Genomic DNA, 21540 nt, shown 5'->3' with positions numbered 1-21540 from the left:
CAGCAAACCCGGCAGCCACAGCGGGGCTGGTTCTGCTGGTTGCTGCGCGCGGTGCCGTCGGCTTCTCGTACGGTGAGGTCGGACCGGGAACCCGACGGCTGCCCGACGGCGGCCCGTGCCGCAGGAGGAGCAGATGGCCCTCGACCTGCCCGACGTGATCGACCGGTACTTCCGGGCCGTCAACGACCGGGATCTGGACGCTTTCGTCGCCTGCTTCGCGGACACCGCGAGCGTCGCCGACGAGGACCGCCTGTACGACGGACGGGCCTCGATCCGCGCCTGGCGGCAGAAGACGATGGACGCCTACGCGTACACCGCGGAGCCGGTCCGGGTCACGTCGCAGGCGGGCGACTCGTACCTGGCTGCCACCCGGGTGTCCGGTGACTTCCCCGGCAGCCCGATCGAGCTGCGGTACCGGTTCACGCTGCGCGACGGGCTGATCGGCGCCCTGGACATCCGTCCCTGACGGCGAGTGGGCCCACTGACACGAGAGGATGCCGTGCCGCGAGTCTGGCTCATCACCGGCTGCTCGCGGGGCCTCGGCCGAGCCCTCGCCGAGGCCGTCCTGGCCGACGGCGACCACCTGGTGGCCACCGCCCGCAACCCGGCACAGCTAGCGGACCTGGTCGACCGGCACGGTGACCGGGTCCGCGCTGTGGCCCTCGACGTCAACGACCCCGCTGCCGCCCGTGCCGCCGTCCGCACCGCGGTGGACACGTTCGGGCAGCTGGACATCCTGGTCAACAACGCCGGGTACGCCGATGTCGCCGCGTCGGACGCGCGATGGCGGGAGTTGAGCGAATCGATAGCCTTCGACGCGGCACCCTGACCCGACCGCCCTACCGGACCGGCGAGGCCGGTCAGGCCGGCCCGTAGGTGATCAACCGCCGAACGGACGAGACAGTCAAGAGGGCGGTAAGTGACATGATGTGGCGGCAACAGCTACGAGAAGGGTTCCGCTGCCCGATGGCGCACTTTGAGGCTCGCACGCCCACGACACCCGCGCGGAACGCGGTGCCGCTGGTCGGGCAGCCGCATCGGGCGGGCTGATGCCGGGCGAGCGACGGGAGACCGTGGCCGAGCAGAATGTCCCCACCCACGCCGCGGACACCATGGCGTATCAGGTCGCGACGGATATACGGGCGCTGCGCGCGTTCGTCAGCGCCGGGGCGCTGGCCCGTGGCCTGTCGGACGAGGGGGCGGAGCTGTTGACGCTGGCCGTCAGCGAGTTGGCCACCAACACGTTGCAGCACACCACCGGCGGTGGCTGGGTGCGACTCTGGGCCGAGCCGGGTCAGCTGATCTGCGACGTCGTCGACCACGGGCCGACGCGGGCGTTCGGCCGAAGCATGCCGGCCACCGACTCGGTACGGGGTCGCGGGCTGGCGATCGTGGAGCAGATCTGTGACGAGGTCGCAGTGCTCACCAGTCCCGGGGAGACCGTCGTACGGATTCGCCTGAGTCTGTGAACCTCGGCGGCGATCCCCACCCGCCCGAGCCAGGTTGACTGCCACAATGCGGACAGCTCGGGCCGACGGTGGCACCGGGTCGGACCCGAACGGGAGGACGCCACGATGCCGGACAGCGCACGCGAGGCCGAGCTGCTCGACGCCGAGCGCACCCTGCAGGCCGCCCAACGGGCCGGTGACGTCGCCGCCCTCGATCAGCTGCTGGTCGACCAGCTCATCGCCGTCGGCCCGGACGGGCGTACCCACAGCAAGCAGGATGACCTGGCCGCTCACCGGGACCGCCGCTCGGTCGTCGAGGAGTTGGTGGAGGAGGAGCTGGACCTGCTCGTGGTCGGAGCGACGGGGGTGACGTTCTTCCTGGGCCGCGTGTCCGGCGTCCTCGAGGGAACGTCGTTCGCCGCGCGGCTGCGCTACACCCGGACGTGGGTCCACGACGACCCGCACGGCTGGCGGGTCCTGGCCGCACACATCAGCCCGGCCTGACTCAGGCTGGCGTCCTCAGTTCACTGTGGCGTCGATCGCGCCGAGGCGCAGGGTGCCGTCGTTGAGGGGCGTGCAGCGGATGCCGCCGGTGGTGCGCAGCGCTTTCCACGCCCCCGGTCCGACAGTGACGTCCATCCAGGCACACGGTCGGGCCGCCCGGTTGACCCGTAGGCTGACGGGGCCGTCGCCGGAGTCCAGCACCAGCACTCTGCCGATCAGCTCGTCCACGGCGATCCCTGTGGTGAGGATGTTTCGCCGCACCTCGGTCAGGCCGATGCCGACCGGCAGCGACTCCCGGGCGATGACAGTGACGCTGGCGTCGCGGTGTGCCTGCTGACCGAAATACCTGTCGCCGACGATGCCGAGGCCGGCCCGGATCCGGACGGCGTCGACCAGCTCGCCGGGTGGGGCCGGGGCCGGGCCGTCGGCGGGCCGGCCCAGGAAGCGGTGCACGGGCGAGGCCAGCAACTCGACGATCTCCGGCATGGCAGGAATTCTACGAACCGGACAGGGCCGCCGGGGCAGGTCGACGGATGCGCGGTGCCGCCTCTCTTGCCAGGCGACCTTCGCTGTTCTATAACTGTTGTATGAGTTCTATAACAGTGCGGTCGGCAGGCGTTCCGGGGCGATACGGGAGTTACGGCGGGCGGTACGTGCCGGAGTCTCTGATCCCCGCCTGCGAGGCGATCGCCGAGGCCTTCTCGCAGGCGTGGGCCGACCCCGGGTTCCGCGGCAGTCTCGCCGCGCTGCTGTCGGCCCACGTGGGACGGCCGACACCGCTGACGCCGGCCGTGCGACTGTCGACCGAACTCGGTGTGACGGTGCTGCTCAAGCGGGAAGATCTGACGCACACCGGATCACACAAGATCAACAATGTGCTCGGGCAGGCGTTGCTGGCCCGACGCATGGGGCGTACGCGTCTGATTGCCGAGACCGGGGCGGGCATGCACGGCGTCGCGACGGCGACGGCCGGCGCCCTGCTGGGCCTACCGGTGAAGGTGTTCATGGGCGAACGCGACGTGGAACGCCAGGCGCACAACGTCTTCCGTATGCGGCTGCTGGGTGCCGAGGTCGTTCCGGTGACCACCGGCAGTCGGACGCTGAAGGACGCCACCAGCGAGGCCATGCGCCACTGGGTGACAGACGTCGACGAGGCGTACTACTGCGTGGGCTCCGTCATCGGTCCACACCCCTATCCGATGATGGTCCGCGAGTTCCAGCGCGTCATCGGTGACGAGGCCCGGCGGCAGTGCGCTGCCGAGCTGCCCGCTGCCACCCCTGACTACGTGGTCGCCTGCGTCGGCGGGGGCAGCAACGCGGCGGGCACGTTCGCCGGGTTCGTCGAGACCTCGGCGAAGCTCGTCGGGGTGGAAGCCGAGGGCGGCTCCGGCGCGACGAACGGGGAGATCGGCGTCCTGCACGGCTTCCAGTCGCTGTTCCTTCAGGACGAACACGGGCAGATCAAGGAGGCGCACTCGATCGCCGCCGGGCTGGACTACCCGGGCGTCGGCCCCGAGCACGCGTACCTGCGCGATCTGGGGCGCGCCCGGTATGTCACCGCCTCCGACGGGGAGGCGATCGCGGCCGCGGTCCGGCTCGCGCGGTCGGAGGGCGTGCTGCCCGCCATCGAGTCGGCCCACGCGCTCGCCTGGGTCGTCCGCGCCGCCGGCACGCCGGAGCTGCCCCGAGGATCGACAGTGCTCGTCACCCTGTCGGGGCGCGGCGACAAGGACATCACCACCCTGATCGCGGAAGCGGAGCTCGCATGAAGCTACTGATGCCCTACATCACGGGCGGGATCGTGCCCGGCTGGACGGCGTACCTGAACGCCTTCGAGGACGCCGGAGCCGACATGGTCGAGGTCGGGCTCCCGTTCTCCGACCCGACGGTGGACGGCCGCACCATTCAGGAGGCCTCGGACGCGGCGCTCGCCCGAGGCGCGACGCCCGCCTCGGTCCTGGAAGACCTCGCCACGGCGCGGACAGGCATCCCCCTCGTGGCCAGCACGTACGCCAACATCGCGCTACGACCCGGGTTCGGCGACGCGCTGACGGCGGCCGGGGTGACCGGGCTGATCGTGCCCGACCTGCCCCTCGACGAGCTGGCCGGGCTGGACGTGCCGGGCGTCCAGGTGAGCCTGCTCGCCTCCCCCGCCACGCCTGACGACCGGCTCGCCGAGATCGGCCGACGCAGTCAGGGTTTCGTGTACGCCATCTCGATCATGGGCACGACCGGCGAACGCGACCGGCTCGCACCGTCGGCCGTCACTCTGGCCGCCCGGCTCAAGCAGGTCACTGATCTACCCGTGCTGCTGGGCTTCGGCATCTCCACCCCGGAACAGGCGGGCGAGGCGGCGGCGGTCGCCGACGGAGTCATCGTCGGCGCGGCCGTCATGCGGCGCATCCTCGACGGGGCGGGTCCCACCGAGGTCGGCGCCTTCGTGGCGTCGCTGCGGGCCGCGTTGTCTCAGGTGGCTACCGTGCGATGATCGGCGGTGGCCGTCGATGACGGGAGCGGACAGTCGACGCATCGGGAGACAGAACAGTGGCACGCTACCGGGCCATCGCCGCCGACCTCGCCGCCAAGATCCGCGACGGTCGCTACGTGCCGGGTGAGGCGTTGCCCGCGCAGCGCGAGCTGAGCACGGCGTACGGCGTCACCCTGATGACGCTGCGGCAGGCCCTGCGCGAACTGAGCGCCGAGGGCCTGATCGTCCAGCGGCCGGGCAAGGGCACCTATGTCGCACCTGCTCATGCCGCGTACCAGCTCGGATCGTTGCGGAGCTTCGGCGACGACCTGCGCGAGCAGGGCCACGAGGTCCACACGACGGTGATCTCCCGCGCGCAGCGCCGCCTGCCCTCGCGCGTCGCGGCCCGGCTGCGGGTCCGCGACGCCGAGACGGGCCTGCGCCTGGAGCGGGTCCGCGCGTTCGCCGGCCGCCGCGCCATTCATCAGATTTCCTGGGTACGCGAGCCGCACGCGAGCCGGTTGCACGACGTGGACTTCACCGGCACCTCGTTGTACGCGGCCCTGGCCGACCTGGGGGTGGTGGTGGCCCGGGCGGCGGAGACCATCCGACCGGAGGTGCTGAACGCGGACGTGGCCCGGCATCTGGACGAGGCCGAGGGGGCGCCGGTGCTGGTCAGTGACCGGATCACGTACGCGCCCGACGGGACGGCCCTGGTGACCGACCGGGCCACGATGCTGGGCAGCATGATGCAGATCACCGCCGACCGGGCCGCCACCGGGTTGTCCCTCCACTACGGAGCGGTCTAGCCGGCCTGGCGCGCTCCTTGCCGTTGATCTCGCACGGCGTGACGGTCGCCCGGTGGGGACGGCGGCGTGAGTCGTCACCGCCCCCACCGTGACCCGGTTCAGGCCGGCGCGCCGGTGACGGTCAGGTTGCGCAGTCGGCCCACGTTGTCGAACGAGCCGAAGCCGACCCGCCCCGAGCCGAAGGTGGTGTCCTTCGCGGTCAGCAGCGGGTCCCGGTGCCCGTCGACGTAGACGGCGATCTCGCCGGTGGCCGGCAGGTGCACCACCCGCACGCGGTGCCACCTGGCGTCGGTGATCGCCGGGTTGGCGCCCCGCGAGCGGCCGTTCCACTGGTGGTCGATGCGCTCCCGGTCGGCGTTGTCCACCTTGAAGATGCCGTTGTGCGGATAGATCGTGTTGTCGGTGGAGAGGTGGGCGTAGTAGAACTCGGTGTCCGAGCGCCAGCCGAAGACGATGATCACGTCCCGGTTGGTGACCTCCACCGGGGTGTCGAGTCGTACCTGGGCGTCGACCCGCACCGACGACCACGCCGGTCCGTTGGTCAGCACGGCGTACTCGAAGGGCCGGCGCGGGCCCGGCCGGCTCTCCCCGGCCTCGGCCAGGACGACCTGGTCGCCTGTGAACTGCCACTTCGCCGGCGTCACCGGTGCCCAGTTGGTGGCTCCGGTGGTACGGCGGACTGTGACGTCACCGACGTCACCGCTGGCGAACTCCCGGGTGCCGGTCACCTTCCAGACCTTTCCGTTGGCCTTCGCGACGACGTAGAGCTCACCGGCGGCGTCGGTGCCGAAGCGCAGGTCGACCCGGTTGGGGTCACCGGGCGCGCCCGGTGCGGACAGGTCGCGCATCCGGACCGGGGTGCCCGCCTCGTCGAAGAGCGCGAGCTGGTGGATCGTGGCCAGCTCCCGGCCCCGGCGCATCTCGTTGGCCTCGGTGTAGAGCACCCGACCGTCGACCAGGTCGCCGAAGACGTACTTGCCGCGCAGCGCTGGCAGCGCCCGCCCCCGGTAGACGAAGCCGCCGGCCACCGCGACACCGACGTCGTCGGTGCAGTTCCAACCGGCGGCGGGGTCGTGGTCGTACGCGGCGACCGGGTAGGTGTAGCCGTAGCTGTCGTCGTCGGCGGGCAGCGGGAGCAGCCGGTTGCAGGGGTTCGTGGCCGCCTTGTCGAAGACGAAGGAGCCTTCGCGCTCGCTCCAGCCGAAGTTGTCCCCGGCACGGACTTCGTAGATCGCCTCGACTGCGTGTTCGCCGATGTGCCCGAGGTACATCCGGCCGGTCGCCCGGTCCCAGCTGAACCGGTGCGGGTCCCGGAAACCCACCGCGTAGAGCTCGCCGAGCGCGCCGGCCCGGCCGACGAACGGGTTCCCGGCCGGGATGCCGTAGCGCCCGTTCGCGGAGTTGGTGCCGCGGGGGTCGATCCGGAGCAGCTTGCCGTGCGGCAGGGCCAGGTTCTGCGGATCGGTGTTGCGAGCACCCTGGCCACCGTCGCCGACGGCCAGGTACAGCAGCCCGTAGTCGCGGTCGTGGCGCTTGGCCGTGGGGTTGAAGTTGATCTCCTGGATGCCGTGCACCTGGCCGCCGAAGCCGATGCGCAGCACCTCCCGGTGCGTACCGGCGAAGGTGGCAGCGGCGGGATCCGTCGCCGTCCACTCGGTGATGACGCCGTGGAAGAGCGTGTTGGGCTGGGCGTAGTCCGCAGTGGCGGTCGTCGTCGACGCCAACTCGGTGTGGATGGTGTAGAACCGGCCGTTCACCCCGAACTCCGGGTGGAACGCGACGTACCCGAAGCCCTGGCCGAGCCCACGACCGGAGAAGAACCGCGGCGCGAACGTCGCGGCCACGTCCAGGTAGACGTGCGGCACGCCGCCCTCGACCAGGTAGAGGCTGCCGTTGAGGTCGGGCACCGCCCGCCGGCCGGAGCCGTCGGGCACCTCCATGATGGTGTTGATCCGCGCGGTACGCATGAGCCGCGCGTCGGTCGGCGCCGGTGTCGGGTACGACTGCGGGAAGCTGGCGTACTCGCTGAGGACCAGCCCGAGTCGGGACTGGATCGGCATGTCGGGGATCGGGTCGTCGACCGCGTCGGCGGCTCGCGCGGGGGCGGCGACCAGTGTGGACAGGATCAGCACGAGGGCGGTGAGGCCGGCCCTCACTGTGGGCCGGCGGACGGCGCCGGCGCGGCGGTGCAGGGTGCGCACGCGTGTCTCCTTCTCGGTGGGACGGTGCCGAGGGTGGTCAGCGGGCAAGGTGGCGGTACTGCCTCCGTACGTCGTTCGCGGAGACCACACTGTCGAGGAACATCAGGCCGTCCATCCGGCAGTCGCACGGGTTGCGTTCCAGGTTGTCCTGGGGGAAGCTGCCGCCGATCTTGATGCCCCGGGGGTCGGACGCCGTGGTCACGTGCGGGCCCGGCCCGGAGACCAGCCACGGGTCGTCGGCGCGGGTGTAGAAGCCGTCCACCGGTTCACCGTTGCGGTAGAGGGCGAGCGCGCCGGTGGCGAAGTCGAAGGTGGCGGCCAGGTGCACCCACTCCCCCATGGGCAGCAGCTCACGCCAGTCCCGGGTGGCGGCGAACGTCTGTGAGTTGCCGCCGTCGAGCCGCCGGCCGAGCGCGACGAGACGCAACTCCCCGTCGACGTCGATCAGCTCCAGCAGCGCGCGAACGCCGTGGCCGTCGGAGTCGCCGGTCAGCACTCCGGCCAGCCCGATCGCGTTGTACCTGTCGTCCGGGTCGGCGGTGGTCGAGTTGGGTAGCGGGCGGTCCATGTTCAGCTTGAACCAGCCCATGACCGTGGTGCCGGCGGTGGCGCTGAAGGCACGTAGTGTCCGCACCCCGCTGGCCGACCAGGTGCCGGCCTTCCAGTCGTCGTTGCCGGCGACGGCGGGGTCGATCTGCCGGGTCTGCACCGCGTTGCGGCTGCCCCGGTAGGCGCCCTCCGGCACCCGCATGGCGGCACCGCCGTTGATCAGCTCGATCTCGGTGCCGGAACGCCCCTGGTCGCGTTCCAGTGCGGGGTCGCCGGGCACCGGGTGGTCGAAGTCGTACGCGGCGACCAGGTGCGCGCGCAGCGCCGGGTGGACGGCGGAGGGGATGCTGCGATCCGCCTGCGCTGGTGGCGCGCTGGCACCGGTCAGCGCGCCGATCGCCAGGAGGGAGACGGCGGCTCGTCGGGCCCTGGACATGGCTGTCACCTCGTTTCGCGGCATGACGGATGCCGGTCACGTAAGCGCTTACGAAAGCGCTTACGTACCCTAGGCTTCGATCGGTGCCGATCGCAACAGATCGGGTGACATGGATGTCTTCGGAGGGTTGCCGATGCCCAGGGCCAGCCAACGGCCGCGCCTCGTGGACGTCGCCGAACACGCTGCCGTCTCGCTGGCGACGGCCTCCCGAGCGCTCGCCGGCCGCGAGGGGGTCAGCGCCGAGGTCGCCGACCGGATCCGGCAGATCGCCGGTGAGCTGGGCTATGTCGCCAACCCGTACGCCCGCACCCTGGCCAGCGGGGCCACCTCCACGGTGGGGTTGATCGTCCACCAGATCGACGACCCGTACTTCTCCGAGATCGCCGCCGGAGTCATCCAACTCGCCGCCGAGCAGGGGCTGCTGGTGCAGATCTGCCAGTCCGGCCGCGACCCCGGCTACGAGCTGCAACAGCTGCGCCACCTGATCGCCCAGCGGGTCGGCATCGTCCTGATCAGTGGTTCCGGCTACGACGACCCCCGGATGGAGAGCGCGGCCCGCGCCGAGTTGGCCGCGTTCCAGGACCACGGCGGACGGGCCGCTGCCATCGGACGGCACACGCTCGGCGTCGACGCCGTCCTACCGGACAACGAGGCCGGCGGTCACGCCCTCGCCCAGCACCTGATGGATCTCGGTCACCGGCGGATCGCTGTCGCTGCGGGCAGCGCCGGCCTCACCACGGTCGCCGACCGGCTGGCCGGTGTGTCGTCGGCCCTGCGGCAGCGCGGGCGCTCCCCCGCCGACCTCGCCGTCGTGCACAGCGACTTCACCCGCGGCGGGGGGCGCGCCGCCGCCGAGCAGATCCTCAACGAGCATCCCGAAACGACGGCGATCATCGCGCTCAACGACGCGATGGCCATGGGTGTGCTGTCGACGCTGCGGTCCCGCCGCGTGCCGGTGCCCGCGCGGATGTCCGTGGTCGGCTTCGACGACGTCTCCGTGGCGGCCGACCTGGCACCCAGCCTGACCACCATCCGCCTGCCGATGACCGAGATGGGTCGCACGGCACTCACCCTCGCACTCAAGCCGCGCACGACACGCCCGCGCCGCCGCCCCACCGGGCACCTGCTGGTCGTCCGCGACTCGACCGGGCCCGCGCCGGGAAGCTGACCGACGCCACCCCGATCAGACGGCCAGGGCCGCCCGGACGTCCCGCTCGGCCGTGACACCCCCGTCGCCCGACGAGGTGACCCGACCGGACTCCAGCACGTGGTAGCGGTCCGCCACCCGCAGCGCGAAACCCAGGTGCTGCTCGACGAGGAGCACGCTGAACCCGGACTGCCGGGTCAACTCGACGATCCGCTCCTGGATCTCCGCGACCACCGACGGCTGGATGCCCTCGGTCGGCTCGTCGAGCATCAGCAGCCGCGGCCGGGTGATCAGGGCGCGGGCGATGGCCAACTGCTGGCGCTGACCACCGGAGAGCAACCCGGCCCGCCGCCGCAGCAGCGGGCGCAACGCCGGAAACAGATCCAGCACCTCCGCCGTCGCCACCGCGCCGTCGCGCCGGCCGTCGGCGACCAGCCGCAGGTTCTCCGCCGCGGTCAGGTGCGGAAAGCACTGCTGACCCTGCGGGACGTACGCCATTCCCCGCGCCACCCGCTCGTGCGGCCCGGCGCGGGTGACGTCCTCGCCGTCCAACTCCACGGTGCCGGCACTCGGCCGCAGCAGCCCCGCCGCGACCCGCAGCAGGGTGCTCTTGCCGGCACCGTTGTGCCCGAGCACGGAGGCGACCCCGTCGGGCGGGACCGCCAGGTCGACCCCGTGCAGCACCCGGGAACGCCCGTACCCGGCGTGCACCCCACGCAGCGTCAGCATCATGCCTCCCGGCCGGTGCGGGCCGACCCGGCGTCGACCGGGTGGCCAAGGTAGACCTCCTGCACGCGCGGGTCCGCCTGGACCTGCGCGACCGTACCCTCGCTGAGCACCCGGCCGGCGTGCAGCACTGTGACGCTGCGCGCGAACCGACGCAGGAAGTCCATGTCGTGCTCGATCACGACGACGGTGCGATCCCGGCTCACCCTCTCCAACAGCACGCCGGTGGCGTCGCGTTCCTCATGGCTCATCCCGGCGACCGGCTCGTCGAGCAGCAGCAGCCGCGCGTCCTGCACCAGCAGCATGCCGATCTCCAGCCACTGCTTCTGGCCGTGCGCGAGCGTCCCGGCGAGGTCCGCGGTCCGCTCGGCCAGACCGATCGTCTCCAGCGCCGCGGCGATCTCGTCAGGCACGCCCCGTCGGCGGCGGGACAGGGTCGCCCAGCTGCGCCGCGCGCCCGCCGCGATGTCGAGGTTCTGCAACACCGACAGCTCCTCGAAGACCGTCGAGGTCTGGAAGGTCCGCCCGATGCCGAGCCGGCTGATCCGGTGCACCGGCCGGCCGAGCAGTTCCTCGTCACCGAACCGGACCGAGCCGCTGGCCCTGACCAGGCCGGTGATCGCGTCGACCAGTGTGGTCTTACCGGCGCCGTTCGGCCCGATCAGGAACCGGATGTCGCCGGCGGGCACCTCCAACGAGACGCCGTCCACGGCGGTGAAGCCGTCGAAACTGACCCGCACGTCACGGACGGACAGTCCGTCCAACCGCTCGCCGCTCATGCTGTGCTGGCTGGGCATGCGCTCACGGCCCTCGCTGCGCTCGGTGCGTTCGCTCATGCCGCAGGCACCTCCGTCCGTTCGGCGCGTCGTCGACGCAGCGACAGCCAGCCGGGCCGCAGCGGCCGCGCGGCGACGTCACGGCGGCGGGCCAACGCCCACAGCGACGCCAGGCCGCCGGGGAGGAACGCCACCACGACCACGAAGAGCAATCCCTGAAGGTACGTCCAGGTGCCCGGAAAACGCTCGGAGAGGGCGGTACGCGCCCAGGCCACCGCCACCGCGCCGAGCACCGGCCCGAGCACCGTCGCCCGGCCGCCCACCGCGACGCCGATGACGAACTCGATCGACGGGACGATGCCGATCAGCGCGGGCGAGATGATGCCCACCGCCGGCACGAAAAGCGCCCCGGCCAGCCCGGCCATGCCCGCCGCCACCACGTACGCCACAAGCTTGACCGACGCCGGGTCGTAGCCCAGGAAGCGGACCCGTTCCTCACCGTCGCGGACCGCCACCAGCAGTTCGCCGTAACGGCTCTGGATCAGCTGACGGGTCAGCGCGAGCAACGCCAGCAGCGTTCCGGCGATGATGAAGTACACCATCCGCTGGTTGACCGGGTCGTCCAGGTCGTAGCCGAAGAAGCCCTTGATGTCGGTGAGCCCGTTGGTGCCACCCGTGGTGCCCTGTTGGCCGATCAGCAGGATCACCATCGCGGCGGCGAGCGCCTGGCTGAGGATGGCGAAGTACGCGCCGCGGACGCGGCGGCGAAAGACCAGCGAGCCGAGCCCGAAGGCGACAGCCATCGGCAGCAGCACCGTGGCGGGCAGCGCGAACCACGGGCTGGCGAACGGCCGCCACCATAGCGGCAGCTCGTCGAGTTGCCCGTACAGCTGCATGAAGTCGGGCATCCCACCCGGGCCCGCGTCGGCGAGCTTGAGGTGCATGGCCATCGCGTAGCCGCCGAGGCCGAAGAAGACACCCTGGCCCAGGGTGAGCATCCCGCCCCGGCCCCAGGCGATCCCGATGCCGACCGCGACCATGGCGACGCAGAGGTACTTGGCGAGCAGTGCCAGCCGGAAGTCCGACAACACCAGCGGGGCGACGGCGAACAGCAGCGCCGCGCCGAAGGCGAAGCCGGCCAGGGTCCGTAGCCGCGAGCGACCGGCGGGGTGGCCCGGTGGTACGGCGCCCGCAGGCGCCGGGCGGACGGCGGTGCTGGGTGGCGCGGGGGTGACGGCGGTCATGCGAGGCTCCTGGTCCGCAGGGTGAACAGGCCCTGTGGCCGCCACTGGAGGAACGCGACGATCGCCACGAACACGATCACCTTGGCGACGCTGAGGGTGGTCAGGTATTCCCCGGTGGCCTGGAGCACGCCGAGGGCGAAGGCGACGATCACACTGCCCTTGAGCTGGCCGATCCCGCCGACCACGACGACCAGGAAGGCGTCGATGATCAGGTTGGTGCCCATGGTCGGGCCGATCGGACCGAGCAGGGTGAGGGCCACCCCGGCGAGCCCGGCCAGGCCGGAGCCGAGGAAGAAGGTCGTCCGGTCGACCCGGGAGGTGGCGACGCCGGAAACGGCGGCGAGGTCGCGGTTCTGCACCACCGCGCGGATACGGCGTCCGAGCGGGGTGAGTCGCAGCGCCAGGGTGAGCGCCGCGACGGCGGCCAACGCCAGGGCCAGGATGAACAGCCGGTTGTTGGCGATGGTCACCCCGCCGGGCAGCGCCACGTTGCCGGTGAGCAGCTCGGGCGCACGGGTCTGCACGTTCGGGCTGCCGAAGATGTCCCGGGCCAGTTGTTGCAGGATCAGTGACACACCCCAGGTGACCAGCAGGGTGTCCAGTGGGCGGGCGTAGAGCCGGCGGATGAGCAGCACCTCCAGCAGGACACCCATGGTGCCGGCGACCACGAACGCCACCGGCAGCGCGACCGCCAGTGACAGGCCGGCGCCGGTGATGCTCTGCTGCAGAACGTAGGTGGTGTACGCGCCAGCCATGATGAACTCACCGTGCGCCATGTTGATCACGTTCATCTGGCCGAAGGTCAGCGCGAGGCCGAGCGCGATGAGCAGCAGCACCGCGCCGATGCTGATGCCGGTGAAGAGTTGACCGAAGAGGACTGTCACGGTGGGTACTCCGAACTGCTGGTCGGGTGGCCCGGGCGGAGCGCGCGGCAACGCGTTCCGCCCGGGCCGGCGTCGTCAGCTCAGGCCGCTCGCCCACGGGTAGGTCTTGAGGTACGGATCCGGTGCGACCGGCTTGCCGGAGTTCCACACCTCGGTGATCAGGCCGTCCGCGCCGATCTTGCCGATCCGGGCGGTCTTCGCGATGTGCTGGGTCTTGCCGTCGACGGTGACCAGGCCCTCCGGAGCGTCGAAGGTGATCCCGTCCGAGGCGGCGCGGACCTTCTCCACGTCGAAGGCGCCGGCCTTCTCGACCATCGCCTTCCACAGGTGCACGCCGACGTACGCGGCCTCCATCGGGTCGCTGGTCGGCTTGTCCGCGCCGTACTTCGCCTTGTACGCGGCCACGAACTTCGAGTTCGCCGCGCCCGGGGTGGTCTGGTAGTAGTTCCAGGCCGTCAGCTGGCCCTCCAGGTACTGGGTGCCGATGCCCTTGACCTCTTCCTCGGCGATCGACACCGACACCACAGGCATCGCGGCGGCGCTCAGGCCCGCCGACTTGTACTCCTTGAAGAAGGCCACGTTGCTGTCACCGTTGAGCGTGTTGAACACCGCATCCGCGCCGGATGATTTGACCTTGTTCACGATGGTGCCGAACTCGGTGGAGCCCAGCGGCGCGTAATCCTCACCCAGCACGGTCATCCCGTTCGCGGCCGCGTACGCCTTGATGATTTTGTTTGCGGTCCGCGGAAACACGTAGTCACTGCCGACCAGATAGACCGACTTCGCGCCCTGCGACTTGAGATAGTCCAGCCCGGGAACGATCTGCTGGTTGGTCGTCGCTCCGGTGTAGAAGATGTAGGGCGACTGCTCAAGTCCCTCGTACTGCACCGGGTAGAACAGCAACGCCTTGTTCTTCTCGAACACCGGCTTGACCGCCTTGCGGCTGGCCGACGTCCAACAGCCGAAGACAGCCGCCACCCGGTCCTCGGAGATGAGCTTCTCGGCCTTCTCCGCGAAGGTGGGCCAGTCCGAGGCGCCATCCTCACCGACCGGCTGGATCTTCTTGCCGAGGACACCGCCGGCCGCGTTGATCTCGTCGACGGCGAGCATGATGGAGTCGCGGACGGTGACCTCGCTGATCGCCATGGTCCCGGAGAGCGAGTTGAGCAGGCCCACCTTGACGGTGTCGCCGGAGACGTCGGCGGTGACGCCGGTCGCGCCACCCTCGTCGGTGGTCTTGCTGCCGCACGCGGTCATCGCGGCCGCGGCGACCAGGGTCATGGCACCCGCCAGGATGCGGCGGCCCCGGAATAATGACATCTACTCTCCCTGCGGTGCAGTCAAGTGGCGAAAGGACGGTCGGTGCGGTCCGATGGAGCTGACGTGGGCGGTGCCGAGATCGACGGGTGGACGCCGCGCAGGGCACCGGCTCGGATATGGGCAGGGAAAGCGTTGACCGGCATGATTGCGCGCGTGTTTCCCGGTCCTTAATTGACTGTTTCCGAGGGACCGTCGAGTCGCACACAAAAAAGCGGCCGACACCGTTGGGGAGGAAACGGTGCCGGCCGTTCGGAAAGACGCAGGGATAAGTGCCACCACATTGGTCGACGGCGAATCCGCCAACGGTGGGCACGCAATGGTGAGATCTGACTCCTCGGCCAGATACTTCACGCAGGAAGCATCTTAGGACGGGATCGGGTGGCGCTGTCAAGAGTCGGGTGGACCGACTGCCGTGCCCGGTTCAGAGCTGAGCGAGCACAGTGAAGTCGAGCCCGTCGGCCTCGGCCAGGTAGATGCGCTGCCGGACGTGCCGCTGACGCAGCCGTAACCGCCCACGCGGCCCGTGGTAAGCGACCGTGTCCGCGGCCGTCTCGATCGCCCGTACGTCGAGGGTGCGGGCCTGGCCGATCAGCGCGGCGAGCAGCATGACGCCCTCGTAGCAGGACTCCCCCAGACTGCCCAGCGGCGGCGCTTCCACGCCGAAGCGCCGCGCGAACTCGCCGTGGAAGTCGAGGTTCTCCTGCGTGACAAGACCGGCGAAGAAGCCGGCGGTGCTGTAAAGCCTTCGAGTCGCGCCGGCACCACTGGCCAACAGCATGTTCTCGTCCATCAGGGTGCTCAGCCGCAGGCAGCGCTGATCCAGGCCGGATCGGGCGAACGCCCTGTTGAACCGCACCGCGTCGGCACCGACCAGCAGCATCAACACCGCGTCCGCGTCACTGTGCTCGATGCGGCGTAACACCTCGGTGAAGTCGTGCGCGTCCAACGGCAGGAAGTGCCGGCCCACCAACTGCCCGCCGCCGCGCAGCGCGTACCGCTGGGCGGCCCGCGACGTACGGCGCGGCCACACGTAGTCGTTGCCCACCACGAACCAGCGGCGCACCCCCTGTTCCGCGGCGAGCATCCGCATCGCGGGCCACAACTGGGCATCGGGCGTCTCGCTGGTCAGGAAGACACCTTCGGTGCGTTCGCCGCCCTCGTAGAGTGCGGTGTAGACGTAGGGCACCCGGTGCGCGACGCGGGGCGCCAACGCCTGGCGCACCGAGGAGATGTGCCACCCCGTCACCCCCTGCACCGCCCCCACCGACACCAACGCCTCGACCTCGGCGGCCACCTCGGCCGGCGGTGCGCCACCGTCGACAGGCACCAGGCGGACCTCCCGGCCCAGCACGCCACCGCACCTATTGATCTCCTCGACCGCGAGCTGCGCGCAGAGCTCACAGGTGGGGCCGAACATGCCGGCCGGCCCGCGCATCGGATAGACAAGCGCGATGCTGACCACGGCAGGGTCGACGGTCAGCCACGGCGGTGCCGGCGCGGACATGAGCACATGATTGCCCGGCCTACGACGGAAGACCAGCGCTCACCACTGACCGGGACGACTCGCTACCATGACAGGGCCACCGGACCAGGGAGTTTCATGTCAGACGTGCCCGGGGCGCCAGCCGACCTGCTGCGCTCGCTCACCCGCGCCGAACGGCTGCTCTCCCGCCGGCTGGGCGCCGTTCTGGCCGACGACGCGATCAGCATCGAGGCGTGGAGGGTGCTCTGCCTGCTCGCCGACGGCCAGGGTCACCCGATGAGCGAGGTGTCCATCGAGGCGTCGCTGCCGCCGGGCACCCTCACCAAGCTGGTCGACCAACTCGTCGACCGCAACCTCGTCTTCCGCCGGATCGATCCGATCGACCGCCGACGGATTCGGGCGTACCTGACCGCTCGGGGCCGCCGCGAGCACGCCCGCCTGGACGAGCGGGTCCGAGCCAGCATCGCCGAACTGGGCGTGCCGCACGCCGCTGACCTGGTGAGCCAGATCGACGATTTGGTCGGCCGTCTCGACCCGGCCCGGCCACGGGAACACGCCGACGCGTCCGGTCCCCACCGCTGAGCCGCCCCCGGCTCACCGACCGAACTTCTGGGCGAGCCGCAGTCTCACCCTGCTCCCGACGCGACACCCCACTCAGCCGCGAACGCTGCCCGGCCACACGCGGCACCCGCCCGAGAGCGTGATGTCTGTGAGTCATCGTGATGACTCACAGACATCACGCTCTCCGCAGTGTCCGCCTCCAGATCGGCCCCGGGGAACCAGGCGGACCGACTGGGCTTCCTAGCCGGTGAGGTGGGCGCGCAGGGTGTGCGCGTCGGGAGCGGTGGCCGTCCACAGGGTCGCCGGGCCGCCGGCCAACGGCAGCCGGGCGACACTGCCCTCGGCCGATGGAGGTTCGGCGGGTCGCGACGAGTCGACCACCAGCAGCGATCCCGTGGCCGGGGCGCCGCCGAGCACCGCCGGGCCGGCCCAGCCCGGCGCGTGCGGTCCCACCGCGAGGGACTGCCGCAGCAGTGGTCGACCCGCGTAGTCGACCTGGGTGTGCACGACGGCGCTGCCGGGCGCCTCGCCGTACCGGCCGCAGATCAGCTCGTCGCGCCACCGCAGGCTCGCACCGGCGGCCAACTCGATCCGGGACTCGGCGAGGTGCGCGCAGCCAGCCGCCGCTACCAACTGTTCCGGGAGCCAGTGCAGCGTGGACCCGGCGTGCACCACCGCCCGCACCGCCATCCGGGAGACGGCACCCACGCGGCCCGGTAGGGCGATCGACGCAGCGACGCTGTGCACCCGCACGGCCGCGCCCGGCCCGACCTCGATCTCCAGGCGCAGATCGTCGCCGGCCAGTGGCCCGGCCGCCCCGCCGACGAGGTGCACAGTGGCGACACCACCGTCGGTCGGGGTCTGGCGCAGCAGCAACGGCGTTTCGCCGTGCAGCTCGACAAGGGCCGTGCCGCCCCGCCCGTCGGCCCGGGCGACCAGCCGGGCGAGCGCTCGCATCAGGCCGTTTCCGCCGGTACGGCGAGCGGGTGCAGGGCGGCGTGGTGGGCGAACTCGTGCCGGATCCAGTCCGCGACGGACGTGGCGGTGGGGTCTCCCACGATGGACAGGAAGAGAGTCGGGAGGTCGCCGCGCCGGGCCCGCGCGTCACGATCCATGACGGCGAGGTCGGCGCCCACCATCGGGGCCAGGTCGGTCTTGTTGATCACGAGAAGGTCGGCGGCGGTGACCCCCGGGCCGCCCTTGCGGGGGACCTTGTCCCCGCCCGCCACGTCGACCACGAAGATCTGCCGGTCGACCAGCCCTCGACTGAAGGTCGCCGTCAGGTTGTCCCCACCACTCTCGACGAGGACGAGGTCCAACGGGCCGACCATATCGGCCAGTTCGTCGACGGCGTCGAGGTTGGCGCCGATGTCGTCGCGGATCGCCGTGTGCGGGCAGCAGCCGGTCTCCACCGCGCGGATCCGCGCCGGGTCCAGCACGCCGGCCCGCCGGAGGAAGTCGGCGTCCTCGGTCGTGTAGATGTCGTTGGTCACCACGCCGAGCCGCAACTCGTCGGCGAAGGCACGGCAGAGCGCGGCCACCAGGGCCGTCTTGCCGGAGCCGACCGGGCCGCCGATGCCGACCCGCAGGGCACGGCCGGCACGCGCCAACGGCGGATGGGGGTCCACCCCCGGCTCCGGATGGGTGTGCGGAACGGTCTCGTCGTGGGGTGGGATGGCCGCCGTCGGCGTGCCCGGCGGCGGCGTGATCGGTTCGACGGCGGGCACAGCGCTCGGCACAACGGTGTCAGGACGCAAAGAGACGCACCTCCCAGGTGGCATGGATCTCGGCATGGATGTCGGCGAGTGGGGCGGCGGCGGCTGGCAGCCGCTCCGGTGGATCATCGGCGGCCCGCGCCGCGTCGGCGGCCGTGCCGTCGCAGGCCTCGGCCAGGCCGACCAGCAGCGCCTGGACCTGGTACGGGTCGAGTCCGAGCAGACGTACGCCGGCGCTGGCCGCCCCGGTCAGCGTCCCGTACGCGGCGATCGTGGCGGTCTCGACGCGGGACAGCCCGGCCGCGGCGCAGAGCAGCCCGAGCACCAGCGGCTGGTGTGCGCCACCGGGCGTCGCGGGCAGGTCGGCGAACGGGGCGTCCGACCAGATGGCCCGCCCGGCCCGCAGCAGCGCCCGGCCCTGTCGGCGCGAGACCGCCCGCAACGCCGGGGCGGCGGTACGCGCGTCCAGCTCCGCGTCGAGCCGAGCCAGCGCGTCCGACCGAGCGGCGGACTCAGCCGGCGCCCCCGCCCGGTGTGCGGCTGCCGCGAACGCCGCGCCGACCAGACCGGCGGTGGCCAATCGCCCGGCCAGGAACGCCTCCAACGAGGCCAGGTCGGTGACCCGGCCGGCGGCGACGGCCGCCTCCAGACCACCGGAGTGCGCGTGCGCCCCGGCCGGGAAACGTCCGTCGGCCAACAGCAACAGCAGGCTCGGCGTTGCCATCAGAACAGGAAGTACCGCTGGGCCATCGGCAGCCGGGTCACCGGGTCCGGCTCCACCACCTGCCCGTCGATCCGCACCGTGAAGGTGTCCGGGTCCACCTCGATGTGCGGCATCGCGTTGTTCTCCGGCAGGTCGGCCTTGCCCCGCGACCGTACGTCGCTCACCGGCACCACCCGGCGACGCACGTCCAGTCGGAGCCCGGCGTCCAGGGCTGCCGGGGCCACGAAGGCCAGGCTGGTGGCGGCCGCCGCCGCGCCGTACGCCCCGAACATCGGCCTCGGCAGCATCGGCTGCGGTGTCGGGATCGAGGCGTTGGCGTCGCCCATCTGGGCGTACGCGATCATGCCGCCCTTGAGTACCAGGTGCGGCCGGACCCCGAAGAACGCCGGGTCCCAGAGCACCAGGTCGGCGAGCTTGCCCGGTTCGACTGAGCCGATCTCCCGTTCCAGGCCGTTGGCCATCGCGGCGCAAATGGTGTATTTCGCCACGTACCGTCGGGCCCGGTGGTTGTCGGCGGGCCCGTCACCCGGTAGTGCGCCGACCCGGTCCTTCATCACGTGGGCGCTCTGCCAGGTCCGCATGATCACCTCGCCGACCCGGCCCATGGCCTGCGCGTCGGAGCCGATGATCGAGATGGCGCCGAGGTCGTGCAGCAGGTCCTCGGCAGCCATCGTGGACGGTCGGATCCGACTCTCGGCGAAGGCGAGGTCCTCCGGCACGGACGGGTTGAGATGGTGGCAGACCATCAGCATGTCCAGGTGCTCGGCCAGGGTGTTCGCGGTGTACGGCCGGGTCGGGTTGGTCGACGACGGCAGCACGTTCGGTTCACTGGCCACGGTGATGATGTCCGGTGCGTGCCCGCCACCGGCTCCCTCGGTGTGGTACGAGTGGATCGCCCGTCCACCGATCGCGCGCAGGGTGTCCGCGACGAATCCGGCCTCGTTGAGCGTGTCGGTGTGGATCGACACCTGGACCCCGGACGCGTCCGCCACCCGCAGGCAGGCGTCGATCGCCGCCGGTGTGGTGCCCCAGTCCTCGTGCAGCTTGAAACCGCCCGCACCGGCCCGCAACTGTTCCCACAGCGCTTCGCTGGAGACGGTGTTGCCCTTGCCGAGCAGCAGCACGTTGACCGGCATGGTGTCCAGGGCCTCGTGCATCCGGGCCAGGTGCCAGGCATTCGGGGTGACAGTTGTCGCGCGGGTCCCCTCGGCCGGCCCGGTGCCGCCGCCGACCATCGTGGTGATGCCACTGGCCAGCGCTTCGGTGACGATCTGCGGGCAGATGAAGTGCACGTGGGTGTCGACCGCGCCGGCGGTGAGGATCCGCCCGTTGCCCGCGATCACCTCCGTCGACGGGCCGATGACCAGGTCGGGGTGCACACCGGGCATGGTGTCCGGGTTGCCGGCCCGGCCGAGCGCCACGATGCGCCCGTCGCGCAGCCCCACGTCGGCCTTGACCACGCCCCAGTGGTCGAGCACCACCGCGCCGGTGATGACGGTGTCCAGTGCCCCCTCGGCGCGGGTGGCACGGGACTGCCCCATCGACTCGCGGATCACCTTCCCGCCGCCGAAGACCGCCTCGTCGCCGCCCACGCAGTGGTCGGTCTCCACCTCGATCAGCAGGTTCGTGTCGGCCAGTCTGATCCGGTCACCGGTCGTCGGACCGTACAGGTCGATGTAGCGGTCCCGCCGCACGGCGCTCACCGCGGCGACCCGTCGGCGGTGACCGCGTGCGGCGAGGGGTCCAGCGGTCCCGCGCACTCTGCGCGCAGGCCCGGCACGACACGTGCGCCGCCAAGTGGTACGAGCTCGACGCTGCGGTCGATGCCCGGCTCGAACCGGACGGAGGTGCCGGCCGGGACGGCGAGCCGCTGCCCCCAGGCCGCCCTGCGGTCGAACGACAGCGCCGGGTTGGCTTCGGCGAAGTGGTAGTGCGAGCCGACCTGCACCGGGCGGTCGGCGGTGTTGACCACGAGCACCGTGGTCACCGGACGACCCACGTTGATCTCGACCGGGTCGGCCGCCGGCAGGATCTCCCCGGGGATCACGGGATCGGGTGGTGCACCGTCACGAGCTTGGTGCCGTCCGGGAACGTCGCCTCCACCTGCACCTCCCTCAGCAGCTCGGGGATGCCGTCCTGGACGTCGTCGCGGCCCAGCACCGCCCGGCCGGCCGACATCAGGTCGACCACCGACCGCCCGTCGCGGGCCCCTTCGAGGAGGAACGCGGTGATCACCGCGACGGCTTCGGGGTAGTTGAGGCGCAGGCCGCGTTCGCGGCGGGCGCGGGCGACATCGGCCGCGACGTGGACGAGCAGGCGATCCTGCTCGTGCGGGCTGAGGAACACGGGGCTCTCCCGGTGGGTCGGCGTGCCCCGGCTCGCCGTCGGCTCCACGCGGAGCCACCCGGGCACCAGGACCCGAGGGGACGAGCTGGGAGTCACACGACCGCCGGGCCACCGCCGACGGGGCGACCCGGGACTCCACCATCCCGGCCCGCACGACGGGCATCCGGCGGTGTCGGGTCGGATGCGGACCGCACCGCCCA

The 21540-nt window shown here is 71.5% G+C and carries 24 protein-coding genes; 9 read left to right on the top strand and 15 right to left on the bottom strand.

The window, feature by feature from the left end; all coding sequences use genetic code 11:
- Window positions 1-133: 133 nt before the first annotated feature.
- The 4 genes from ABZU43_RS12915 to ABZU43_RS12900 all read left to right on the top strand — a co-directional run bounded on the left by ABZU43_RS12915 (window position 134) and on the right by ABZU43_RS12900 (window position 1952).
- Window positions 134-466 carry a nuclear transport factor 2 family protein gene (locus tag ABZU43_RS12915; protein ID WP_355006699.1) on the top strand — a complete coding sequence of 111 codons (333 nt, stop codon included), beginning with the start codon at window positions 134-136 and terminating at the stop codon, window positions 464-466.
- Between the two features lie 33 nt (window positions 467-499).
- On the top strand, window positions 500-829 hold the full coding sequence (locus ABZU43_RS12910) for an SDR family NAD(P)-dependent oxidoreductase (RefSeq protein ID WP_355006698.1): 330 nt from the start codon (window positions 500-502) through the stop codon (window positions 827-829).
- 220 nt (window positions 830-1049) lie between these two features.
- Window positions 1050-1469, top strand: a complete 420-nt coding sequence (locus ABZU43_RS12905) for an ATP-binding protein (protein ID WP_355006697.1) — start codon at window positions 1050-1052, stop codon at window positions 1467-1469.
- 105 nt (window positions 1470-1574) lie between these two features.
- Window positions 1575-1952, top strand: coding sequence for a nuclear transport factor 2 family protein (locus ABZU43_RS12900; RefSeq protein WP_355006696.1), 378 nt, complete (start codon window positions 1575-1577; stop codon window positions 1950-1952).
- Window positions 1953-1967: 15 nt separating this feature from the next.
- On the opposite strand, the gene ABZU43_RS12895 is transcribed toward ABZU43_RS12900, so the two are convergent.
- A complete protein-coding gene (locus tag ABZU43_RS12895; RefSeq protein ID WP_355006695.1) occupies window positions 1968-2438 on the bottom strand; it encodes a molybdenum cofactor biosysynthesis protein in 471 nt (156 codons plus the stop codon).
- A gap of 101 nt (window positions 2439-2539) precedes the next feature.
- Between ABZU43_RS12895 and trpB the strand changes: the two genes are divergently transcribed.
- From trpB to ABZU43_RS12880, 3 genes are read left to right on the top strand one after another with little or no spacing between them, the layout of a single operon-like run.
- A complete protein-coding gene (trpB, locus tag ABZU43_RS12890; protein ID WP_355006694.1) occupies window positions 2540-3721 on the top strand; it encodes a tryptophan synthase subunit beta in 1182 nt (393 codons plus the stop codon).
- Window positions 3718-4440 carry a tryptophan synthase subunit alpha gene (gene trpA / locus ABZU43_RS12885; protein WP_355006693.1) on the top strand — a complete coding sequence of 241 codons (723 nt, stop codon included), beginning with the start codon at window positions 3718-3720 and terminating at the stop codon, window positions 4438-4440. Before trpB ends, trpA begins: the two co-directional genes overlap by 4 nt.
- A gap of 56 nt (window positions 4441-4496) precedes the next feature.
- Complete coding sequence (locus ABZU43_RS12880) at window positions 4497-5228, top strand: GntR family transcriptional regulator (RefSeq protein ID WP_355006692.1); 732 nt, start codon at window positions 4497-4499, stop codon at window positions 5226-5228.
- A gap of 98 nt (window positions 5229-5326) precedes the next feature.
- Here ABZU43_RS12880 and ABZU43_RS12875 read toward each other — a convergent pair whose 3' ends face one another.
- Together ABZU43_RS12875 and ABZU43_RS12870 are read right to left on the bottom strand one after the other, a co-directional pair.
- Window positions 5327-7429, bottom strand: coding sequence for a PQQ-dependent sugar dehydrogenase (locus tag ABZU43_RS12875; protein ID WP_355006691.1), 2103 nt, complete (start codon window positions 7427-7429; stop codon window positions 5327-5329).
- A 37-nt stretch (window positions 7430-7466) separates the two neighbouring features.
- Window positions 7467-8414 (bottom strand): LamG-like jellyroll fold domain-containing protein, encoded by a 948-nt coding sequence (locus ABZU43_RS12870; RefSeq protein ID WP_355006690.1) that lies wholly within the window; start codon window positions 8412-8414, stop codon window positions 7467-7469.
- Window positions 8415-8547: 133 nt separating this feature from the next.
- On the opposite strand from ABZU43_RS12870, the gene ABZU43_RS12865 reads away from it, so the two are divergent.
- A complete protein-coding gene (locus ABZU43_RS12865) occupies window positions 8548-9582 on the top strand; it encodes a LacI family DNA-binding transcriptional regulator (RefSeq protein WP_355006689.1) in 1035 nt (344 codons plus the stop codon).
- Window positions 9583-9597: 15 nt separating this feature from the next.
- Here the strand turns inward: ABZU43_RS12865 and urtE are convergent, their stop codons facing one another.
- The 6 genes from urtE to ABZU43_RS12835 form a co-directional block, all read right to left on the bottom strand.
- Window positions 9598-10290 (bottom strand): urea ABC transporter ATP-binding subunit UrtE, encoded by a 693-nt coding sequence (gene urtE / locus ABZU43_RS12860; RefSeq protein ID WP_355006688.1) that lies wholly within the window; start codon window positions 10288-10290, stop codon window positions 9598-9600.
- The gene (urtD, locus tag ABZU43_RS12855) at window positions 10290-11123 is read right to left on the bottom strand and encodes an urea ABC transporter ATP-binding protein UrtD (RefSeq protein WP_355006687.1); all 834 of its coding nucleotides are present in this window, start codon (window positions 11121-11123) and stop codon (window positions 10290-10292) included. The genes urtE and urtD overlap by 1 nt, the downstream gene beginning before the upstream one ends.
- The gene (gene urtC / locus ABZU43_RS12850; protein WP_355006686.1) at window positions 11120-12307 is read right to left on the bottom strand and encodes an urea ABC transporter permease subunit UrtC; all 1188 of its coding nucleotides are present in this window, start codon (window positions 12305-12307) and stop codon (window positions 11120-11122) included. Before urtC ends, urtD begins: the two co-directional genes overlap by 4 nt.
- Window positions 12304-13191 (bottom strand): urea ABC transporter permease subunit UrtB, encoded by an 888-nt coding sequence (gene urtB, locus ABZU43_RS12845; RefSeq protein ID WP_355006685.1) that lies wholly within the window; start codon window positions 13189-13191, stop codon window positions 12304-12306. The genes urtC and urtB overlap by 4 nt, the downstream gene beginning before the upstream one ends.
- A 75-nt stretch (window positions 13192-13266) precedes the next feature.
- The gene (urtA, locus tag ABZU43_RS12840) at window positions 13267-14511 is read right to left on the bottom strand and encodes an urea ABC transporter substrate-binding protein (protein ID WP_355006684.1); all 1245 of its coding nucleotides are present in this window, start codon (window positions 14509-14511) and stop codon (window positions 13267-13269) included.
- 421 nt (window positions 14512-14932) lie between these two features.
- Window positions 14933-16015, bottom strand: a complete 1083-nt coding sequence (locus ABZU43_RS12835) for a substrate-binding domain-containing protein (RefSeq protein ID WP_355006683.1) — start codon at window positions 16013-16015, stop codon at window positions 14933-14935.
- 96 nt (window positions 16016-16111) lie between these two features.
- Between ABZU43_RS12835 and ABZU43_RS12830 the strand changes: the two genes are divergently transcribed.
- Window positions 16112-16576: a MarR family winged helix-turn-helix transcriptional regulator gene (locus ABZU43_RS12830; protein ID WP_355006682.1), complete on the top strand. Its 465-nt coding sequence runs from the start codon at window positions 16112-16114 to the stop codon at window positions 16574-16576.
- A 219-nt stretch (window positions 16577-16795) separates the two neighbouring features.
- Here the strand turns inward: ABZU43_RS12830 and ABZU43_RS12825 are convergent, their stop codons facing one another.
- Genes ABZU43_RS12825 through ABZU43_RS12800 form a run of 6 tightly spaced genes read right to left on the bottom strand, consistent with a single transcriptional unit; the run spans window position 16796 to window position 21340 of the window.
- On the bottom strand, window positions 16796-17512 hold the full coding sequence (locus ABZU43_RS12825; RefSeq protein WP_355006681.1) for an urease accessory protein UreD: 717 nt from the start codon (window positions 17510-17512) through the stop codon (window positions 16796-16798).
- A complete protein-coding gene (gene ureG, locus ABZU43_RS12820; RefSeq protein WP_355006680.1) occupies window positions 17512-18312 on the bottom strand; it encodes an urease accessory protein UreG in 801 nt (266 codons plus the stop codon). Before ureG ends, ABZU43_RS12825 begins: the two co-directional genes overlap by 1 nt.
- A complete protein-coding gene (locus ABZU43_RS12815) occupies window positions 18302-18994 on the bottom strand; it encodes an urease accessory UreF family protein (protein WP_355006679.1) in 693 nt (230 codons plus the stop codon). The genes ureG and ABZU43_RS12815 overlap by 11 nt, the downstream gene beginning before the upstream one ends.
- Window positions 18994-20697, bottom strand: coding sequence for an urease subunit alpha (locus ABZU43_RS12810; RefSeq protein WP_355006678.1), 1704 nt, complete (start codon window positions 20695-20697; stop codon window positions 18994-18996). The genes ABZU43_RS12815 and ABZU43_RS12810 overlap by 1 nt, the downstream gene beginning before the upstream one ends.
- A complete protein-coding gene (locus tag ABZU43_RS12805) occupies window positions 20694-21041 on the bottom strand; it encodes an urease subunit beta (RefSeq protein ID WP_355006677.1) in 348 nt (115 codons plus the stop codon). Before ABZU43_RS12805 ends, ABZU43_RS12810 begins: the two co-directional genes overlap by 4 nt.
- Window positions 21038-21340, bottom strand: coding sequence for an urease subunit gamma (locus ABZU43_RS12800; protein ID WP_030335444.1), 303 nt, complete (start codon window positions 21338-21340; stop codon window positions 21038-21040). The genes ABZU43_RS12805 and ABZU43_RS12800 overlap by 4 nt, the downstream gene beginning before the upstream one ends.
- Between the last annotated feature and the right edge of the window lie 200 nt (window positions 21341-21540).

The sequence above is a fragment of the Micromonospora sp. NPDC005205 genome (assembly GCF_040608275.1).
Lineage (GTDB): Bacteria > Actinomycetota > Actinomycetes > Mycobacteriales > Micromonosporaceae > Micromonospora.
This window is presented reverse-complemented; position numbering and strand designations above follow the sequence as displayed.

Bases quoted from the DNA above. Each gene is read 5' to 3' on its own strand.
- urtA (WP_355006684.1), bottom strand. From the start codon at position 14,511: ATGTCATTATTCCGGGGCCGCCGCATCCTGGCGGGTGCCATGACCCTG.
- urtC (WP_355006686.1), bottom strand. From the start codon at position 12,307: ATGACCGCCGTCACCCCCGCGCCACCCAGCACCGCCGTCCGCCCGGCG.
- ABZU43_RS12900 (WP_355006696.1), top strand. From the start codon at position 1,575: ATGCCGGACAGCGCACGCGAGGCCGAGCTGCTCGACGCCGAGCGCACC.
- ABZU43_RS12895 (WP_355006695.1), bottom strand. From the start codon at position 2,438: ATGCCGGAGATCGTCGAGTTGCTGGCCTCGCCCGTGCACCGCTTCCTG.
- urtE (WP_355006688.1), bottom strand. From the start codon at position 10,290: ATGCTGACGCTGCGTGGGGTGCACGCCGGGTACGGGCGTTCCCGGGTG.
- ABZU43_RS12830 (WP_355006682.1), top strand. From the start codon at position 16,112: ATGTCAGACGTGCCCGGGGCGCCAGCCGACCTGCTGCGCTCGCTCACC.
- ABZU43_RS12870 (WP_355006690.1), bottom strand. From the start codon at position 8,414: ATGTCCAGGGCCCGACGAGCCGCCGTCTCCCTCCTGGCGATCGGCGCG.
- ABZU43_RS12915 (WP_355006699.1), top strand. From the start codon at position 134: ATGGCCCTCGACCTGCCCGACGTGATCGACCGGTACTTCCGGGCCGTC.
- urtD (WP_355006687.1), bottom strand. From the start codon at position 11,123: ATGAGCGAACGCACCGAGCGCAGCGAGGGCCGTGAGCGCATGCCCAGC.
- ABZU43_RS12825 (WP_355006681.1), bottom strand. From the start codon at position 17,512: ATGCGAGCGCTCGCCCGGCTGGTCGCCCGGGCCGACGGGCGGGGCGGC.
- ABZU43_RS12865 (WP_355006689.1), top strand. From the start codon at position 8,548: ATGCCCAGGGCCAGCCAACGGCCGCGCCTCGTGGACGTCGCCGAACAC.
- trpB (WP_355006694.1), top strand. From the start codon at position 2,540: ATGAGTTCTATAACAGTGCGGTCGGCAGGCGTTCCGGGGCGATACGGG.
- trpA (WP_355006693.1), top strand. From the start codon at position 3,718: ATGAAGCTACTGATGCCCTACATCACGGGCGGGATCGTGCCCGGCTGG.
- ABZU43_RS12835 (WP_355006683.1), bottom strand. From the start codon at position 16,015: ATGTCCGCGCCGGCACCGCCGTGGCTGACCGTCGACCCTGCCGTGGTC.
- ABZU43_RS12905 (WP_355006697.1), top strand. From the start codon at position 1,050: ATGCCGGGCGAGCGACGGGAGACCGTGGCCGAGCAGAATGTCCCCACC.
- ABZU43_RS12815 (WP_355006679.1), bottom strand. From the start codon at position 18,994: ATGGCAACGCCGAGCCTGCTGTTGCTGTTGGCCGACGGACGTTTCCCG.